This window comes from Pseudomonas sp. PDM22, from assembly GCF_014851965.1.
Classification (GTDB): Bacteria; Pseudomonadota; Gammaproteobacteria; order Pseudomonadales; family Pseudomonadaceae; genus Pseudomonas.
Genome location: NZ_JACVAR010000001.1, coordinates 722055 through 738949, shown reverse-complemented (window position 1 = coordinate 738949; position 16895 = coordinate 722055). Strand labels below are relative to the sequence as shown.

The window sequence follows — 16895 nt, the reverse complement described above, 5'->3', positions numbered from 1 at the left end:
TGATGCGACACGGGAAAGGGGAAAGCTTCGGCTTTCCCCTTTTTCTTTGTCCGGCCATCGAGGAGGGGCGCGTTGACTGACGACGAGAGGCTTCCTGAGGTTCGCGCAGTCACGCCGGGACAGGTCCTGCACCTGTGCCGCTGCGGGCAGTGCGCCAGCCTGCCGGATGCCGCGGCGAGTTGTACCGACTCGCTGGAACTGACGGTCGGGCGCGAGCGACATCTGTTGCTGTGCTGTTGCGGACTGTCGGCGAACTTGCCGTTCTGCGACGGCTCCCACGCCCCGGCGGCGCCAGGTCTGAAAGAGCGCTGGCGGCGCTTCACCGGTCGGAGAGCTCGAAGTCCGTCACAGATTTCGTACAAAGCCGTTCCCTGGCGAACAAGCCCGGAACCGGACGGTCGAACTTCCACGATGACCTGCAAGTCATAAGAGGCAAAGTGCCACTATTTGTGGCAGGATTTGTCACCCGTGGCGCTCTTTGTCACGGCTGTGTCCCTGTTTCGATCGGAGCCTCCGATGTACAAACTGTGTTTCTACGTTCCGGAAAGCCATCTGGAACCGGTCAAGAAAGCGGTGTTCGCCGCCGGTGCAGGACGCATCGGTGCCTATGACAGCTGTTGCTGGCAGGCGCTCGGACAGGGACAGTTTCGCCCCTTGCAGGGCAGCAACCCCTACATCGGCCAGGCCGGCAGCGTCGAGCAGGTCGCCGAATGGAAGGTGGAGATGGTGGTGGCCGACGAGTTGATCCATGACTCGGTAAAGGCCCTCAAGCAGGCCCACCCGTACGAGACGCCGGCCTTCGAGGTCTGGCGGCTATCGGACATGGTCTTCTGACCCCAAAAAAGGCGCCCGCAGGCGCCTTTTTTCATGCTCAGCCATCAGCCGCGCAGGCGGTCGAAGGACTGCCCCAACGCCCCCGCACGAACCCCGACCAACAGGTGATAGACGCCTTCGGCGACCTGGCTGACGCCCTGGCAACCCAGTTCGGCGAGACGACCTTGCTGCAACTGCTCAGCGTTCTTCACCGCCACCCGCAAGCGTGTCAGCGCGACGGTCTCCACACTGCGCAGGTTGTCCTGGCCGCCCAGCGCCTGCAGCCATTCGCCAGCTTCCCGGGACGAGACGAGCTCTACCGGCGGCGGGGCCGAATCCTCGCTGATGGATGGGGCTGCACTCTCCTGCAGGACGCCTGCCGGCAGTGCGCGACGGATCTCGTCGGCGATGCTGTCGGCTTCCGGGCCGACCACCACCTGCAGGCTGCCGGCTTTGCCGGGGCGCACCACGGCCATGGCGCCCAACGCCTTGAGCTGTGCGTCCGAGGCCTTGTTGCGGTCCGTCAGCTTCAGGCGCAGGCGGGTGGTGCAGGCATCCACCACTTCCAGGTTGGCGGCACCGCCCAGCGCTTTGATGAAGGCAGGGGCGCGCTGTTCGGAGGGGCTGGAAACCGTCTCGCCGTCGGTGTTCTCGTCGATCTCCTCGCGGCCGGGCGTCTTCAGCTGGAAGCGCCGGATGCAGAAGTCGAACACGAAGTAGTAGGCGGCGGCGTAGCACAGGCCCAGCGGCCAGAGCATCCAGCCGTTGGTGGACTTGCCCCAGCCCAGCGCCAGGTCGATGGCGCCGCCGGAGAAGGTGAAGCCCAGGCGGATGTTCAGCAGGTCGGTGATGGCCATCGACAGCCCGGTCAGCAGCGCGTGCAACAGGTACAGCAGCGGAGCCAGGAACATGAAGGCGAACTCGATGGGCTCGGTCACGCCGGTGAGGAAGGCGGTCAGCGCCATCGACAGCAGCAGGCCGCCGACCAGCTTGCGTCGCTCCGGGCGGGCGTTGCGGTACATCGCCAGGCACGCCGCCGGCAGGCCGAACATCATCACCGGGAACATGCCGGCCATGAACTGGCCGCCCTTCGGATCGCCGGCGAAGTAGCGGGCGAGGTCGCCGGTGATCTGCCGGCCGGTCTCAGGGTCGGTGAAGGCGCCGAAGACGAACCACATCAGGTTGTTGAGGATGTGGTGCAGGCCGGTGACGATCAGCAGGCGGTTGAGCACGCCGAAGGCGAAGGCGCCGAGGCTGCCGCTGCCCACCAGCAGGTTGCCGAGGTCGTCGATGACCTGCTGGATGGGCGGCCAGATCAGCCCGAACAGCACGCCCAGGCCCAGTGCGGCGAGGCCGGTGACGATGGGCACGAAGCGCCGGCCGCCGAAGAACGCCAGGTACTGCGGCAGGGCGATGTCCTTGAAGCGGTTGTACAGCGCGCCGGCCACCAGGCCGCTGATGATCCCTGAGAGCACGCCCATGTTGATGCCGGGATCGATGGCGTTGAGCGTCGACATCATCACCAGGTAGCCCACGGCGCCCGCCAGGCCGGCGGTGCCGTTGTTGTCGCGGGCGAAGCCGACGGAGATGCCGATCGCGAAGATCAGCGCCAAGTTGGCGAAGATCGCATTGCCGGCATCGTGGATCAGCAGGATGTTCAGCAGGTCCTTGTCGCCCAGGCGCAGCAGCAGGCCGGCGATCGGCAGGATGGCGATCGGCAGCATCAGGGCGCGGCCCAGGCGCTGCAGGGTTTCGATGAAGCCGCCGTACAACTGCGCGAGCAGCTGGCGCGGGCCTTGTGCGGTCTGGATCAGCTCAGTGGTCATGGTGGGACTCCGATTCTTGTTCTGGGGCGTCAGGGCTGCGGCCACAGGCGTGTGCAGGCTTCCCGCACGGCTCGGGCGCTGCCCAGGGCCAGCAGTTCCTGGCTGCGCTGGCGGCAGTCCTCGGCGTCGAGTTCGCGGACTCGCGCCTTGATCTCGCCTACCAGGCCGGGGCTCACCGAGAGCTCCTGCACGCCCAGGCCGATCAACACCGGCGTGGCCAGCACTTCGCTGGCGAGCGCGCCGCAGACGCCGACCCAGCGGCCATGGCGGGCGGCGCCGGCGCAGGTCTGGGAGATCAGCCGCAGCAGGGCCGGATGCAGTGCATCGATGCGCGCGGCGAGCCCGGCATGGCAGCGGTCCATGGCCAGGGTGTACTGCGAAAGGTCGTTGGTGCCGATGGAGAGGAAGTCGGCGTGTTCGGCCAGTTGGTCGGCCAAAAGGGCGGCGGAGGGTACCTCGATCATCACGCCCAGTTCGGGGCGTTGCTCGATGCCCAGTTCCTGCGCCAACTGGTCCAGGCGCTGGCGGATGGCGATCAGCTCCTCCACTTCGCTGACCATGGGCAGCAGCACGCGGCAGCGGTGCAGCGGCGAGACCTGCAACAGTGCGCGCAACTGCTGGTCGAGCAGTTGCGGCAGTGCCTGGCCGAGGCGGATACCGCGCAGGCCCAGGGCCGGATTTTCCTCGGCGGGCAGCGGCAGGTAGGCGAGGTGCTTGTCGCCGCCGACATCGATGGTGCGGATGATCACCCGCCGCTCGCCCATGGCGTCCAGCACGTCCTGGTAGGCGCGCTGCTGTTCCTGCTCGTTCGGCGCCTGCTGGCGGTCGAGAAAGAGGAACTCGGTACGCAGCAGGCCGACGCCGTCGGCTCCGGCGACGAAGGCTTCGGCCGCTTCTTCCGGGTTGGCGACGTTGGCGCCGACCTCGATGGACTTGCAGTCGCGGGTCACGGCCGGTTGCTGGGCCTGCACGCGCTGGCGTTCGCGGGTCTGCTCGCGTTGTTCACGCTGGGCCGCGACCTGGGCGATCCGTTCGGCGCTGGGGCTGTATTCCAGTCGGCCATGATCGGCATCCAGCACCAGCGTTCGGCCTTCTTCCAGTTCCAGCACTTGCGGGCCGAGGGCGACTACGCAGGGCAGGCCCTTGGCGCGGGCAAGGATGGCGACATGGGAGGTGGCGCCGCCTTCGGCCATGCACAGGCCGGCAGCGCCGGCACGCACCAGCGGGCCGAGGTCGGACGGGGTGATTTCATGGGCGGCTACCAGGCTGCCGGCCGGGACCGGCTGTTCGCCCTCTTTGCCGAGGAGGACGCGCAGCACGCGCTTCTCCAGGTCACGCAGGTCGTTGGCGCGCTCGGCCAGCAGCGGGTTGCCCAGCGCCAGCAGAATGCCGCATTGCGTCTGCACGGCGCGGCTCCAGGCGTGGGCGGCGCTGATGCGCTGGTCGATCAGCAGGTCGGCGGCATCCAGCAGGCCGGGGTCTTCGAGCAGGGCGAGGTGGGCGGAGAAGATCGCTTCCTCGTCTGCGTGACCTTGTTTCCCGGCCTGTTGCAGCGTGGTGCGAACGTCATCGCGAACATGCTCCAGTGCCTGATCCAGTGCGCGGTGCTGTTCGTCCGGTCGGGAATCTCCGGTGTCCTGCGGGAGCTGGATGGTGCCCAGGCGCACCAGCGGGCCGCTGGCCAAGCCAGGGGCTGCGCAGACGCCGCCCAGTACGCCGGGTTCGTCCGCGCCCCGCGGTGCAGATACCGGGATGGCGGCGATGGGAAGGGGATGAGGTTCGCCATCGGCGGTGCCCAGGGTTTTCAGCAGGGCGTGGAGCGCCGCTTCGCTGTCCTGGCCGCGGCAGATCACTTCCACTTCGTCCTGCTCGGCGACGCCCAGGCCCATGACCCCGACCAGGCTGTCGATGCTGGCGCTGCGCCCGCCGACATGCAGTTCGGCGCGGCTGGAGAACTCCTGGGCGGTCTTGCGCAGCAGGGCGGCGGGGCGGGCGTGGAGACCGCCGCGCAGCGCCACGCGGACGCGGCCACGGGTTTCACTGCCGCCAGCGTGCTGTTCGTTGGCCACGGGTGCCGTAGCGGTCCGGCTGAGTTGCAGCAGCGGCGCGCCGACGTCCACCGAAGTGGTGGTCAGCGGGCGCAGCTCGTAGCCTTCGCCATTGGTGACGATCAGTACGGTAATCAGGCTCCTGCTGCCGCGCGCTACCTTGTCCAGGTCGAAGCGCAGCAGCGGTTGACCTTCGCTGACCCGCTCACCTTCCCGCACCAGCGCTTCGAAACCCTCGCCCTGCAGCTGGACGGTGTCCAGGCCCAGGTGCAACAGCAGCTCGGCACCGTTGTCGGCCTTCAGGGTCACGGCATGGCGGGTACGGGCGAGGTGCATGACCACACCGGCGCAGGGCGCGTGCAGGCAGTCGTTCAGCGGGTCGATGGCGATCCCATCACCCATGGCACCGCTGGAAAACACCGGATCGGGGACCCGGCTGAGCGGCATCACGGGCCCGCTCAGGGGGGCTTTGAGGGCCAGATTGTTGTTGTTCATGGTGGCTGCGCTCAGTGGGTGCGGGTGACCTTGCTCAGGTGCCGCGGCTGGTCCGGGTTCATGCCGCGTGCTTCGGACAAGCTGGCGGCCATGACGTAGAAGCTCTGGATCGCCAGGATCGGGTCCAGCGCCGGGTGGGCGGCGGTTACGAGCGGCAGGTCACGCCCGGCGACATCGTCCGGGGCGGCCAGCAGGACGCGCGCGCCACGCTGGCGCATGTCCTCGGCCAGGGCCAGCAGGCCGGCCTGCTCGGGGCCGCGCGGGGCGAGGATGAGCAGCGGGTAGTGCTCGTCCACCAGGGCCATCGGGCCGTGGCGGACTTCGGCGCTGCTGAAGGCCTCGGCCTGGATCGCCGAGGTTTCCTTGAATTTCAGCGCGGCCTCCTGGGCCACGGCGAAGCCGGTACCGCGACCGATCACCATCAGCCGCTCGCCGTCGCGCAGGGCTTCGACGGCTGGCGTCCAGTCGAGCGCCGCGGCGCGCCGGAGGTCGGCGGCAAGCCCGGCTCCCGCTTCGAGCAGCGCCTGGTCGCGCTGCCAATGGGCCAGCAGACGGGTGGACGCGCTGAGGGTGGCGATGAAGCTCTTGGTGGCGGCGACACTGCGTTCGGGGCCGGCACACAGCGGCACGGTGAACTCGGCGGCAGCTTGCAGCGGGGAGTTCTCGGCGTTCACCAGGGCAACGCTGAGGGCGCCGCGCTCGCGCAGGCGGCTCAGGGTGTCGACCAGGTCGGGGCTCTGGCCGGACTGGGAGAAGGCGAAGGCGACCTGGCCGTCCACCTGCAGCGGCGCCTGACGCAAAGTCACCACCGACATCGGCAGCGAGGCCACCGGCAGGCCGGCATGCTGCATGGTCAGGTAGGCGAAGTAGCTGGCGGCATGGTCGGAGCTGCCACGGGCGACCGTCATCGCCAGCTTCGGTGCGACAGCGCGCAGGCGCTCGCCGAGCTCCGGCAGGCTGCGGTCCAGTACGGTGAGCTGGCGCGCAACCACGTCGGCGGCGGACAGTGCTTCTTCAAGCATCAGCGAGGTCAAACTGGTCTCCTTCGACCCAGACGGTCTCGAGGGTCAGGGAACGGTCCAGGCGCACGATGTCGGCCCAGGCTCCGGGGGTGAGGCGACCACGCTCGGCCAGCCCCAGGTAATCGGCGGGGAACTGCGAGAGACGCTGGGAGGCCTCGGCGATGGGCAGGCCGATCTTCACCAGGTTGCGCAGCGCCTGATCCATGGTCAGCGTGCTGCCGGCCAGGGTGCCGTCGGGCAGGCGTACGCCGCCCAGGCACTTGGTGACGGTGTGGCTGCCCAGCTTGTATTCGCCGTCGGGCATGCCGGCGGCGGCGGTGGAGTCGGTCACGCAGTACAGGCACGGGATCGAGCGCAGGGCGACCTTGATCGCGCCGGGGTGCACGTGCAGCAGGTCGGGAATCAGCTCGGCGAACCGCGCGTGGGCCAATGCGGCGCCGACCATGCCGGGTTCGCGGTGGTGCAGGCCGGTCATGGCGTTGTACAGGTGAGTGAAGCTGGTGGCGCCGGCCTCCATGGCGGCCACGCCATCCTCGTAGCTGCCCAGCGTGTGGCCGATCTGCAGGCGCACGCCGCGCTCGACCAGTGCGCTGATCAGCGGCAGGTGGCCGGCGATTTCCGGGGCGATGGTGATGACCCGGATAGGCGCAAGGCGCAGGAACTCATCCACTTCGTCGAGCGCGGCGGCATGGGCGAAGTTGGGTTGCGCACCGAGCTTGCCGGAGTTGATGAACGGGCCTTCCAGGTGCACGCCCAGCACGCGTGCGGCCTTGCCGCGTGGAGCCTGGCAGTAGTCGCCCAGCGCGCCGAGCACGCCGGCGATCTCGTCCCGCGGCGCCGTCATGGTGGTGGCGAGCAGCGAAGTGGTACCGAAGCGCAGGTGCGTGCGGGCAATGGCGGCAAAGGCGCTGGCGCCTTCCATGATGTCGTGGCCGCCGCCGCCGTGGACATGCAGGTCGATGAAGCCGGGCAGCAGGTAGGGCAGGTCGTTGTGCGAGGGATCGCCGAGCGAGCCTTCGATACGCTGGATGCGGCCTTCCTGCAGGTGCAGGTGGCCCACGATCCAGCCCTGGGGGGTGAGGATGTTGCCTTCGAGCATCGGAGTCTTCCCGGGTCAGCGCCGCAGTTCGGCGACGAAGTCGTAGTAGTCGTTGCGGCAGTAGGTGTCGGTCAGCTCGATGGCGGTGTTGTCTTCGAGGTAGCCGATACGGGTCATCAGCAGCATCGCGGTACCGGGCCGGATGCCCACCAGCGCGGCTTCCTCGACGGAGGCGTTGACCGCCTGCACGTGTTGCAGGGCGCGGACCACCGGGCGGCCGATGGCGTCCAGGTGGGCATAGAGGGAGTCGCCGACCGTCGCCGGGTCGCCGAGCAGGCGCGCCGGCAGGCTGCTCTGTTCGATGGCCATGACCACGCCGTCGGCCTTGCGCAGGCGCTTCATGCGCACGACCTTCTCGGTCGGCGACAGGCCCAGGCGGAGCACTTCTTCGTGGGTCGGCAGGCTGATCTCGCGTTCCAGCCAGGTGGAACTGGGGGTGAAGCCCTTGAGGCGGAGCATTTCGCTGAAGCTGGAGAGGCGCGACAGCGGCTGCTCAAGGCGCGGCGTGATGAAGGTGCCGGAGCCCTGGATGCGGTGCACCAGCCCCTGCTCCAGCAGGACCTCCAGCGCCTTGCGCGCGGTGACCCGTGACAGACCCAGGTATTCGCTGAGGTGGCGCTCGGAAGGCAGGGCCTCCTCGGCGCGCCAGTGGCCGGCGTGGATGGCGGTCTCCAGGCTGCGGGCCAGCTGCAGGTAGAGCGGGGTGGACAGGGTCTCGTCCGGCCGCAGTGCCTGCAGGCGTTGCTCGGCGCTGATCTGGGTGGGCTGGCGGGTCATGATCGGCTCGTTGGCGAGGTAGTGGAATTTACGCTAATACCACTTAGATACCACGTCAACGCCACCTCGCCGATCACCAGGCGTCAGCCGACGAACTGCAGCCCCCGTCGCAATCGGCGAAAAGTCTGCAGAGTGGATGGAGAAAGGCTTGCGCAGGTCGGAAGCAGTGCCGGCCGCACAACGAAAAACGCCGCCAGGGCAGGACCGTGGCGGCGTTTCAGACGAGCACTGGTATCAGTGTGGTCGCGTCAGGGGCGGATCTCGATCAGCGTGCCGTCCTTGACCAGACTCCAGACCTCGCGCATGTCGGCGTTGGTCATGGCGATGCAGCCATTGGTCCAGTCCAGGGTCGAGAAGTACCACTCCGGGTAGTCGTCATCCATCGGCGTGCCATGGATCATGATCATGCCGCCGGGCGACAGGCTCTTTTCCCGCGCCTTGGCCACGTCGCGGGCATTGGGGTAGGAGATGTGCATGGAGAGGTTGTACTTGTCGCTGGTCTTGCGCCAGTCGACCCAGTAGAAGCCTTCCGGCGTGCGGTTGTCGCCCTCGGCCAGCTTCGGCCCCTGCGGGCGCTTGCCCAGGGACACGCGATAGCTCTTGAGAACCTTGCCGTTGCTGATGAGGTTCAGTTTGCGCTCGGACTTGAGCACGAGAATCTTGTCGATACGACCGTCGAGCGTGGGCATCGCGTTGGCATGCGAGAACGCTGCGAAGGTCAGACAAAGTACGGCAATCAACCAGCGCATCGAGTGGTGTTCCCCGGTAGTTCCTAAAGCCTTAGAGGCGGTATATGAGCTTATTAGTTCTTTTTCTGTGCAAGCATTGGGAGAATCCCTTCATTGCGTATCGGGAAGTTCTGAACGATCCGATCCGTCAGGAAATATTCTAAGGTACGGCCCACGGTGGGGAAAGCCAGCTCGTCCCACGGAATGTCGGATTCTTCGAAGAGTTGTACCTCCAGGCTTTCCTCGCCCGCGGAGAAGTCCAGGTCGGCCAGCTCCGCGCGGAAGAAGATATAAACCTGGCTGATATGCGGCAGATCAAAGACCGTATAAAGCTGCAGGCCGTGGACGCGGGCATTGGCCTCTTCGAGGGTCTCGCGGGCGGCGGCCTGTTCCAGGGTCTCGCCGTTCTCCATGAAGCCTGCCGGCAGCGTCCAGAAGCCCTGGCGCGGCTGAATGGCGCGGCGGCAGAGGAGGATCCTGCCCTCCCAGACCGGCAGGCAGCCGGCGACGATGCGCGGGTTCTGGTAATGCACGGTCTGGCACTGGTCGCAGACGAAGCGCGGGCGGTTGTCGCCGCAGGGGATGCGCAGGCTCACGCTGGCGCCGCACTGGCTGCAGAATTTCATGCCGCTTCCTTGTTATTGAATGGAACAATCTTGCGCGCTGCGCGGTGCGCCCAGCAAGGGGCGGGGGTTGGGCAGGGGCGTCTTTCGTGCCATGATCCTTCAATTAGAAGAATCGGCCCCCGCAGGATGTTCGGCATGCTGGACCAGCTGCGCCAACGCATACAGACGCACACGCCAAGCGACCTTGAAACGGACCACAGCTTCCCGGAAGCGGCGGTCCTGCTCCCCATCACTCCCCAGGAAGAGCTCGTGCTCACCCTGCGCGCGACCGGGCTTTCGACCCATAGCGGCGAAGTCGCCTTCCCCGGTGGACGTCGCGACCCGGAGGACGTGGACCTGATCCACACCGCCCTGCGCGAGGCCCACGAGGAAATCGCCCTGCCACCGGGACTGGTGGAGGTCGTCGGGCCGTTGAGCACCCTGGTGTCGCGGCACGGTATCCTGGTCAAGCCATTCGTCGGCTTCGTCCCCGATTTCGTGGAGTACCGCCCCAACGACGGCGAGATCGACGCCGTGTTCAAGGTGCCGCTGGAGTTCTTCCGCGGCGACCCGCGGGAAACCACCCACCGCATCGATTATTTCGGCCGCAGCTGGTACGTCCCGAGCTATCTGTTCGAGGGGTACAAGATCTGGGGCCTGTCCGCGATCATGCTGGTCGAGCTGCTGAACCTGCTGTACGACGCTCGCATCGACCTGCACCAGCCGCCGTCGAAGTTCATCAAGCTGAGCTGAGAACCGATAATCAAGAGCGGCCCCCGCCTGAGGAGAAACCCATGAAGTACCGCCTGGGCTCGTCCCGAGTCGAAACCCATCCGGAAAGCTGGATCGCCCCCAACGCCATGGTGGTCGGCAAGGTGCGTCTCGATGCCGGCGCCAGCGTGTGGTTCAACGCCGTGCTGCGCGGCGACAACGAGCTGATCCACATCGGCGAGCACAGCAACGTGCAGGACGGCACCGTCATGCACACTGACATGGGCTTCCCGCTGACCCTGGGCAAAGGCGTGACCATCGGCCACAACGCCATGCTGCACGGCTGCACCGTGGGTGATTACAGCCTCATCGGCATCAACGCGGTGATCCTCAACGGCGCGAAGATCGGCAAGTACTGCATCATCGGCGCCAACGCGCTGATCCCCGAGGGCAAGGAAATTCCCGACGGCTCCCTGGTCATGGGTTCCCCCGGCAAGGTGGTGCGCGAGCTGACCGAGCCGCAAAAGAAGATGCTCGAAGCCAGCGCCGCCCATTACGTCCACAACGCGCAGCGCTACGCCCGCGACCTGGCCGAGCAGGAAGATGACTGAAGAACGTCCCGTCGCCTCGCCCTGCGTGCACGTCTGCGCGCTGGACGACGCCGACATCTGTCTGGGCTGCCAGCGCAGCGCCGCCGAAATCACCCGCTGGGGCCTGATGGACAACGCCGAGCGCCGCGAGGTGCTGAAGCGTTGCGACCAGCGCGCCCGCGAGCAGGGCGTACTGGTCTAGAACCGCCACGCCCGAACGTTTTCCCGTTTCGAACTTTCCCTTCCCGAGGTTTCCCGCAATGCCCCGTATTGGAACTCCCCTGTCGCCGAGCGCGACCCGCGTACTGCTCTGTGGCTCCGGCGAGCTGGGCAAGGAAGTGGCGATCGAGCTGCAGCGCCTGGGCTGTGAAGTGATCGCCGTCGACCGCTACGAGAACGCGCCGGCGATGCAGGTCGCGCACCGCAGCCACGTGATCAGCATGCTCGACGGTGTCGCCCTGCGCGCGGTGATCGAGCAGGAAAAGCCGCACTACATCGTGCCGGAGATCGAAGCCATCGCCACTGCGACCCTGGTCGAGCTGGAGAACGAAGGCTACACCGTCATCCCCACCGCCCGTGCCGCTCAGCTGACCATGAACCGCGAGGGCATCCGCCGCCTGGCCGCCGAAGAGCTGGGTCTGCCGACCTCGCCCTACCACTTCGCCGACACCTACGAGGACTACGCCGCTGGTGTCGCCGCCGTGGGCTATCCGTGCGTGGTGAAGCCGATCATGAGCTCCTCGGGCAAGGGCCAGAGCGTGCTCAAGTCCGACGCCGACCTGAAGACCGCCTGGGATTACGCCCAGGAAGGCGGCCGCGCCGGCAAGGGCCGCGTCATCGTCGAAGGCTTCATCGACTTCGACTACGAAATCACCCTGCTGACCGTCCGCCACATCGGCGGCACCACCTTCTGCGCACCCATCGGCCACCGCCAGGTGAAGGGCGACTACCACGAGTCCTGGCAGCCCCAGGCGATGAGCCCGAAGGCGCTCGCCGAGTCCGAGCGCGTGGCCAGGTCGGTCACCGAAGCCCTCGGCGGTCGTGGCCTGTTCGGCGTCGAGCTGTTCGTGAAAGGCGATGAAGTGTGGTTCAGCGAAGTCTCCCCGCGCCCTCACGATACCGGCCTGGTCACTCTTATTTCCCAGGACCTCTCCGAGTTCGCCCTGCACGCCCGTGCCATCCTCGGCCTGCCGATCCCGGTGATCCGCCAACTGGGCGACTCCGCCTCGGCGGTGATCCTGGTGGAAGGCAAGTCGCAGCAGGTGTCCTTCGGCAACCTCGGCGCCGCGCTGAGCGAGCCGGACACTGCGCTGCGCCTGTTCGGCAAGCCGGAAGTGGACGGCCAGCGCCGCATGGGCGTCGCCCTGGCGCGCGACGAATCGATCGACGCCGCGCGCGCCAAGGCCACTCGTTCGGCCCAGGCGGTCAAAGTCGAGCTGTGAGCCGCTGGGCGGGGCTGATGTGGTGGGCAGCGGCGTTGCCGCTGCTGCCGCTGGCCCTGCCCATGGCCGTGCGTACGCGGCGCACGGCCTTGCGCCTGGCACCCGCCGCCGGCGTCTGCGAAGGCATCGCAGGGGCGGAACTTGCCGGCGACCCCTTTCGTCTGTTGCTGCTGGGTGAATCCACCGTCGCCGGTGTTGGCGCGTCCTGCCTGGATTTCGCGTTGGCCGGCCGGCTGGCCCTGGCGCTCTCCGCTCGTCTCCAGCGGCCCGTCGCCTGGCGTGCGGTGGGGGAGAACGGCATCACCGCCGGCGAAGCCTGCGAACGCCTGCTGCCGTTGGTAGTCGCAGAAGACTACGACCTCGTGGCGCTGGTCTTCGGCGTCAACGACACCACGCACTTCAGCTCTCGCCAGCGTTGGCAGGCCTCCCTCGGGCAATTGATCGAGCACTTCCGTCGCCGCGGCGCGCGGGTGGTGTGCACGGCGGTGCCGCCGTTGCAGCACTTCACGGCCTTGCCCTGGTTGTTGCGGCAGTTGCTGGGGTGGCGCGCGATGCTGCTGGATCGCCAGCTCAGTGCTCTGGCGCTGGCGCAGGGGGCGGGCTATTGCGGGGTGAGCCTGGAGATGCAGCCGCAGTTCCTCGCCATCGATGGCTATCACCCGTCGGCGCTGGGCTACCAGGTCTGGGGCGAGCATCTGGCGGAGTGGCTGGTTGCCCAACGCTGACCCTGTAGGAGCGGGCCACGCCCGCGAACCGCTGGCAGGGCCAGCGTTGGCGCCAGGTTCCATCATCACCGGGAACAACGGATTCCGCTGCCTTGGCAGCCGAATCCGTTTCCGGTTATCCGCTGGTTACCGGCTCAGCGGATATCGTTCAGGTCAGCCTCGCGGGTCTCGCGCAGGCACAGCACGGCCAGCAGGCTGAGTGCTGCCGCGACCGACACGTAACCGCCCACCCAGCTCAATCCACCCATGCCAACCAGTTTCTGCGCGATGTACGGCGCCACCGAGGCACCGAGGATGCCACCCAGGTTGTAGGCCGCGGAAGCGCCGGTGTAGCGCACGTGGGTCGGGAAGAGTTCCGGTAGGAGTGCGCCCATGGGGGCGAATGTCACGCCCATGAGGAACAGTTCCAGCGACAGGAACACGGCCACTTCCACCGACGAACCCTGGCTCAGCAGCGGCTCCATGGCGAAGCCCGAGGCGATGGCGGCGAGGGTGCCGACGATCAGCACCGGCTTGCGCCCGAAGCGGTCGCTCAGCCAGGCGGAGACCGGCGTGGCGGCGGCCATGAAGAGCACGGCAATGCACAGCAGGCCGAGGAAGTCCTCGCGGCTGTAGCCCAGGGTACTGACGCCGTAGCTCAGCGAGAACACCGTGGAGATGTAGAAGAGGGCGTAACACACCACCATCGCCAGGGCGCCCAGCAGGGTCGGCCGCCAGTGTTTGCTCAGCAGTTCGGCGATCGGCAGGCTGGAGCGCTCGTGGCGTTCCATGGCCTTGGCGAACACTGGCGTTTCTACCAGCTTCAGGCGCACGTACAGGCCGACCAAGACCAGCACGGCACTGAGCACGAACGGGATGCGCCAGCCCCAGGAACGGAACTGTTCTTCGCTGAGGAACATGGCCAGGCAGAGGAACAGGCCGTTGGCGGCGAGAAAGCCGATCGACGGGCCCATCTGCGGGAACATGCCGAACCAGGCGCGGCGGCCCTTGGGCGCGTTTTCCGTGGCCAGCAGCGCCGCGCCGCCCCATTCGCCACCCAGCCCGAGGCCCTGGCCGAAGCGCAGCACGCAGAGCAGGATCGGCGCCCAGGCGCCAATGCTGTCGTAGCCCGGCAGCAGGCCGATCAGGGTGGTAGAAATGCCCATCAGCAGCAGCGAGGCCACCAGGGTCGATTTGCGCCCGATGCGATCGCCGAAGTGGCCGAACAGCGCCGAGCCCAGCGGGCGGGCAAGGAAGGCGATACCGAAAGTGATGAAGGCGCTGAGCGCCTGGGCGGTGCCGGAGGTCTGCGGGAAGAACACCGGGCCGATCACCAGCGCGGCGGCGGTGGCGTAGACGTAGAAGTCGTAGAACTCGATGGCGGTGCCGATGAAGCTGGCGACCGCGACGCGGGTGGTGGAGTTGGTCTGTTCGGCCGGTTGTGCGGCTTCGAGGGTGGCGCTGGTCATACGGGGATTATCCCTGGCAGTCACGGCTGGCGACGACTCTCTGGTCGTGTCCAGCGTCATAGGAGGCATCGCCATGGCGCGAGTGCGAGCGCGGCCCGGGATCGGGGCAGGGTGGGCGCGGCTCGCGGCGGGTCAGGGCGAGGCCGGCTGCTTCGCAAGGCAACGACGCGGGTCGAGGCTCGGCGGGGCGTGCGATTGACTGGCCGGCGCGGCGTCGCGGGTAACGGCGGGCGCAGGCGGGAGGCTGGGTAAGCCGTCCGGATTATAGGGGCGGGCGGGGCGGCTCAGGCAAGCTCGTCGGTGTAGGGAGCTTCCCTGGGCGGCGCGCCGGGCAACCAGGCGCGCACGCTTTTCACCCGGTTTTCGCCGGACTGGAGGATTTCCAGGCGGTAGCGGCCGATCTTCAGGCACACCGCGCAGTCGGGTATCTGCTCCAGCGCTTCGGTGACCAGGCCGTTGAGGGTCTTGGGTCCGTCGCTGGGCAGTTGCCAGCCCAGGGCGCGGTTGACGTCGCGCAGGTTGGCCGAGCCGTCGATGACGTAGGTGCCGTCAGCCTGGGGATGGATGTCCGGGTTGCGCAGGGTGTTCTGGTTGCTGAACTCGCCGACGATTTCTTCGAGGATGTCTTCCAGGGTGATGATGCCGATCACCTCGCCGTACTCGTCGACGACGATGCCGATGCGCCGCTTCTGCTTCTGGAAATTGATCAGCTGGGTCGACAGCGGCGTGCTCTCGGGCACGAAGTAGGGCTCCAGGCACGCGGCCTTGAGGCTTTCCTTGGTCAACTGGTTGTGGGTCAGCAGGCGGGCGATCTGGCGCATGTGCACCACGCCCTCGACCTGGTTGATGTCGTTGCGGAACACAGGCAGGCGGGTGTGGGTGGTGTTGCGCAGCTGGCCGATGATGGTTTCCAGCTCGTCGTCCAGGTCGATGCCCTGGACTTCGTTGCGCGGCACCATCAGGTCGTTCACCGTGATCTTTTCCAGGTCGAGGATGCTCAGCAGCATGTCCTGGCGGTTGTTGGTGAGCTTCTCGCTGGAGTCGGTGACCACGCTGCGCAGCTCGTCATTGCTCAGCGGCTTGTTGCCGCGCTGGGTCGGGTCGAGGCCGCCCAGGCGCAGCAGGAGGTTGCTGATGCCGGTCATCAGCCAGAGCAGCGGGCTGAACAGCTTCTGCATCCAGATCAGCGGCAGGCTGGCAGGGAAGGCGACGCGCTCGGGGCGCAGGGCGGCGTAGGTCTTGGGGGTGATCTCGCCGAAGATCAGCAGGATCAGCGTCAGTGCCACGGTGGCAATGGCCACGCCGGCCTCGCCCCACAGGCGCAGGGCCAGCAGGGTCGCCAGGGACGAGGCGATGATGTTGACGAAGTTGTTGCCGATCAGGATGGTGCCCAGCAGCCGGTCGGTGCGCAGCAGCAGCCAGCTGGTGCGTCGTGCGCCGCGGTTGCCCTTCTTGGACAGGTGGCGCAGGCGGTAGCGATCGAGGCTGAGCATGCCGGTCTCGACGCTGGAGAAGAACGCCGAGCAGAGGATCAGGAAGACCAGCAGGCCGATCAGGTAGCCGGGGTGGATCTCTTCCATGCGCGCAGGTCCTTCAGCGGCGCTCGGGCGCCGCCGTTAGCGTCAGATGTGCAGGATGAATTCCTTGACCAGCTTGCTGCCGAAGTAGGCCAGCATCAGCAGGCAGAAACCCGCGAGGGTCCAGCGGATCGCCTTGTGGCCGCGCCAGCCGAGCTGGTGGCGGCCCCACAGCAGTACGCCGAATACCACCCAGGCGAAGCAGGAGAGGATGGTCTTGTGCGCCAGGTGCTGGGCGAACAGGTTGTCGACGAACAGCCAGCCGGAAATCAGCGACAGCGAGAGCAGCGACCAGCCGCCCCAGAGGAAGCCGAAGAGCAGGCTTTCCATGGTCTGCAGCGGCGGGAAGTTGCGGATCAGGCCCGACGGGTGCTTGTGCTTGAGCTGATGGTCCTGAACCAGCAGGAGCAGCGCCTGGACCACGGCGATGGTCAGCAGGCCATAGGCCAGGATCGACAGCAGGATGTGGGCGAGGATGCCGGGCTGCTCGTTGATCGGCTCGATGGTGCCGTGGGGCATCAGCACGGCCAGCAGGGTGGTCAGCGCGCCGAGCGGATAAAGGAAGATCAGCAGGTTGTGCACCGGGATGCGCAGGCACGCCAGCAGGGTCAGTGCGGTAACCGCGGCGGAGATCAGGCTGGCGGCGTTGAAGAAGTCCAGCGCCAGGCCCGCGGGCGTCAGCAGCTCCTGGCTCAGGCTGTACGCCTGGCAGAGCAGGGCGACCAGGCCCAGCAGGAGGAGCAGCGGTTTCTGCGGCGGGTTGCGGCGGGCCAGGCTTGCACCCTGGTAGGCGGTGGTGCCGATATAAAGGACGGCGGCGATCAGGCTGGGCAGCAGAGGTTGCATAAGTCCTTGGAACAGTCCTTCGAAAGGGGACCCCGAAAGGTCGTGAGTTTGGCACAGATCGCCCGCGCCTAGAAAGCGGCTGAGAACAGTTCGCTTCTGGCCTGCGAAGCGGTCCGTCACATCGGGATCATCGGCGGTGTTGG

The 16895-nt window shown here is 67.1% G+C and carries 17 protein-coding genes; 7 read left to right on the top strand and 10 right to left on the bottom strand.

Translation table 11 applies throughout. From position 1 onward, the window contains the following. Nucleotides 1-72 precede the first annotated feature (72 nt). Both IB255_RS03650 and IB255_RS03645 read left to right on the top strand, forming a co-directional pair. Nucleotides 73-429 (top strand): CDGSH iron-sulfur domain-containing protein, encoded by a 357-nt coding sequence (locus tag IB255_RS03650; RefSeq protein WP_139791468.1) that lies wholly within the window; start codon nt 73-75, stop codon nt 427-429. An 87-nt stretch (nt 430-516) separates the two neighbouring features. Beyond that, entirely contained in the window at nt 517-834 is a 318-nt protein-coding gene (locus IB255_RS03645) for a YqfO family protein (RefSeq protein ID WP_045210478.1), read from the top strand. Between the two features lie 44 nt (nt 835-878). On the opposite strand, the gene nagE is transcribed toward IB255_RS03645, so the two are convergent. The 7 genes from nagE to IB255_RS03610 all read right to left on the bottom strand — a co-directional run bounded on the left by nagE (nt 879) and on the right by IB255_RS03610 (nt 9434). Then, nucleotides 879-2537 carry an N-acetylglucosamine-specific PTS transporter subunit IIBC gene (nagE, locus tag IB255_RS03640; RefSeq protein ID WP_412548108.1) on the bottom strand — a complete coding sequence of 553 codons (1659 nt, stop codon included), beginning with the start codon at nt 2535-2537 and terminating at the stop codon, nt 879-881. Nucleotides 2538-2668: 131 nt separating this feature from the next. After that, nucleotides 2669-5182 (bottom strand): phosphoenolpyruvate--protein phosphotransferase, encoded by a 2514-nt coding sequence (gene ptsP / locus IB255_RS03635; RefSeq protein WP_192209811.1) that lies wholly within the window; start codon nt 5180-5182, stop codon nt 2669-2671. 11 nt (nt 5183-5193) lie between these two features. Further along, entirely contained in the window at nt 5194-6216 is a 1023-nt protein-coding gene (locus IB255_RS03630) for an SIS domain-containing protein (protein ID WP_192209810.1), read from the bottom strand. Beyond that, the gene (gene nagA / locus IB255_RS03625) at nt 6197-7303 is read right to left on the bottom strand and encodes an N-acetylglucosamine-6-phosphate deacetylase (RefSeq protein ID WP_192209809.1); all 1107 of its coding nucleotides are present in this window, start codon (nt 7301-7303) and stop codon (nt 6197-6199) included. Before nagA ends, IB255_RS03630 begins: the two co-directional genes overlap by 20 nt. A gap of 15 nt (nt 7304-7318) precedes the next feature. Continuing rightward, nucleotides 7319-8080 carry a GntR family transcriptional regulator gene (locus IB255_RS03620; RefSeq protein WP_192209808.1) on the bottom strand — a complete coding sequence of 254 codons (762 nt, stop codon included), beginning with the start codon at nt 8078-8080 and terminating at the stop codon, nt 7319-7321. Nucleotides 8081-8328: 248 nt separating this feature from the next. Further along, nucleotides 8329-8829 (bottom strand): L,D-transpeptidase family protein, encoded by a 501-nt coding sequence (locus tag IB255_RS03615; RefSeq protein WP_081515923.1) that lies wholly within the window; start codon nt 8827-8829, stop codon nt 8329-8331. Between the two features lie 53 nt (nt 8830-8882). Beyond that, the gene (locus IB255_RS03610) at nt 8883-9434 is read right to left on the bottom strand and encodes an NUDIX hydrolase (RefSeq protein WP_192209807.1); all 552 of its coding nucleotides are present in this window, start codon (nt 9432-9434) and stop codon (nt 8883-8885) included. 135 nt (nt 9435-9569) lie between these two features. On the opposite strand from IB255_RS03610, the gene IB255_RS03605 reads away from it, so the two are divergent. Genes IB255_RS03605 through IB255_RS03585 form a run of 5 tightly spaced genes read left to right on the top strand, consistent with a single transcriptional unit; the run spans nt 9570 to nt 12881 of the window. Then, nucleotides 9570-10166, top strand: a complete 597-nt coding sequence (locus IB255_RS03605; protein ID WP_081516425.1) for an NUDIX hydrolase — start codon at nt 9570-9572, stop codon at nt 10164-10166. A gap of 41 nt (nt 10167-10207) precedes the next feature. Beyond that, entirely contained in the window at nt 10208-10735 is a 528-nt protein-coding gene (locus IB255_RS03600; RefSeq protein ID WP_151188070.1) for a gamma carbonic anhydrase family protein, read from the top strand. Next, complete coding sequence (locus IB255_RS03595) at nt 10728-10916, top strand: DUF1289 domain-containing protein (protein ID WP_081515920.1); 189 nt, start codon at nt 10728-10730, stop codon at nt 10914-10916. Before IB255_RS03600 ends, IB255_RS03595 begins: the two co-directional genes overlap by 8 nt. Nucleotides 10917-10974: 58 nt before the next feature. Further along, nucleotides 10975-12156 carry a formate-dependent phosphoribosylglycinamide formyltransferase gene (gene purT / locus IB255_RS03590; RefSeq protein WP_081515919.1) on the top strand — a complete coding sequence of 394 codons (1182 nt, stop codon included), beginning with the start codon at nt 10975-10977 and terminating at the stop codon, nt 12154-12156. Further along, on the top strand, nt 12153-12881 hold the full coding sequence (locus IB255_RS03585; RefSeq protein ID WP_081515918.1) for an SGNH/GDSL hydrolase family protein: 729 nt from the start codon (nt 12153-12155) through the stop codon (nt 12879-12881). Before purT ends, IB255_RS03585 begins: the two co-directional genes overlap by 4 nt. A 134-nt stretch (nt 12882-13015) precedes the next feature. Here the strand turns inward: IB255_RS03585 and IB255_RS03580 are convergent, their stop codons facing one another. From IB255_RS03580 to IB255_RS03570, 3 genes are all read right to left on the bottom strand, one after another. Next, nucleotides 13016-14329, bottom strand: a complete 1314-nt coding sequence (locus IB255_RS03580) for an MFS transporter (RefSeq protein ID WP_151188068.1) — start codon at nt 14327-14329, stop codon at nt 13016-13018. A gap of 284 nt (nt 14330-14613) precedes the next feature. Then, nucleotides 14614-15909 carry an HlyC/CorC family transporter gene (locus tag IB255_RS03575; RefSeq protein WP_081515916.1) on the bottom strand — a complete coding sequence of 432 codons (1296 nt, stop codon included), beginning with the start codon at nt 15907-15909 and terminating at the stop codon, nt 14614-14616. 42 nt (nt 15910-15951) lie between these two features. Next, on the bottom strand, nt 15952-16752 hold the full coding sequence (locus tag IB255_RS03570) for an inner membrane protein YpjD (RefSeq protein WP_081515915.1): 801 nt from the start codon (nt 16750-16752) through the stop codon (nt 15952-15954). Nucleotides 16753-16895: the final 143 nt, after the last annotated feature.

Excerpts from the sequence above, each read along its gene's own strand:
- IB255_RS03645 (WP_045210478.1), top strand. The coding sequence starts at position 517 with ATGTACAAACTGTGTTTCTACGTTCCGGAAAGCCATCTGGAACCGGTC.
- nagE (WP_412548108.1), bottom strand. The coding sequence starts at position 2,537 with ATGCTGCCGATCGCCATCCTGCCGATCGCCGGCCTGCTGCTGCGCCTG.
- ptsP (WP_192209811.1), bottom strand. The coding sequence starts at position 5,182 with ATGAACAACAACAATCTGGCCCTCAAAGCCCCCCTGAGCGGGCCCGTG.
- nagA (WP_192209809.1), bottom strand. The coding sequence starts at position 7,303 with ATGCTCGAAGGCAACATCCTCACCCCCCAGGGCTGGATCGTGGGCCAC.
- IB255_RS03620 (WP_192209808.1), bottom strand. The coding sequence starts at position 8,080 with ATGACCCGCCAGCCCACCCAGATCAGCGCCGAGCAACGCCTGCAGGCA.
- IB255_RS03615 (WP_081515923.1), bottom strand. The coding sequence starts at position 8,829 with ATGCGCTGGTTGATTGCCGTACTTTGTCTGACCTTCGCAGCGTTCTCG.
- IB255_RS03610 (WP_192209807.1), bottom strand. The coding sequence starts at position 9,434 with ATGAAATTCTGCAGCCAGTGCGGCGCCAGCGTGAGCCTGCGCATCCCC.
- IB255_RS03605 (WP_081516425.1), top strand. The coding sequence starts at position 9,570 with ATGCTGGACCAGCTGCGCCAACGCATACAGACGCACACGCCAAGCGAC.
- IB255_RS03600 (WP_151188070.1), top strand. The coding sequence starts at position 10,208 with ATGAAGTACCGCCTGGGCTCGTCCCGAGTCGAAACCCATCCGGAAAGC.
- IB255_RS03595 (WP_081515920.1), top strand. The coding sequence starts at position 10,728 with ATGACTGAAGAACGTCCCGTCGCCTCGCCCTGCGTGCACGTCTGCGCG.
- purT (WP_081515919.1), top strand. The coding sequence starts at position 10,975 with ATGCCCCGTATTGGAACTCCCCTGTCGCCGAGCGCGACCCGCGTACTG.
- IB255_RS03580 (WP_151188068.1), bottom strand. The coding sequence starts at position 14,329 with ATGACCAGCGCCACCCTCGAAGCCGCACAACCGGCCGAACAGACCAAC.
- IB255_RS03575 (WP_081515916.1), bottom strand. The coding sequence starts at position 15,909 with ATGGAAGAGATCCACCCCGGCTACCTGATCGGCCTGCTGGTCTTCCTG.
- IB255_RS03570 (WP_081515915.1), bottom strand. The coding sequence starts at position 16,752 with ATGCAACCTCTGCTGCCCAGCCTGATCGCCGCCGTCCTTTATATCGGC.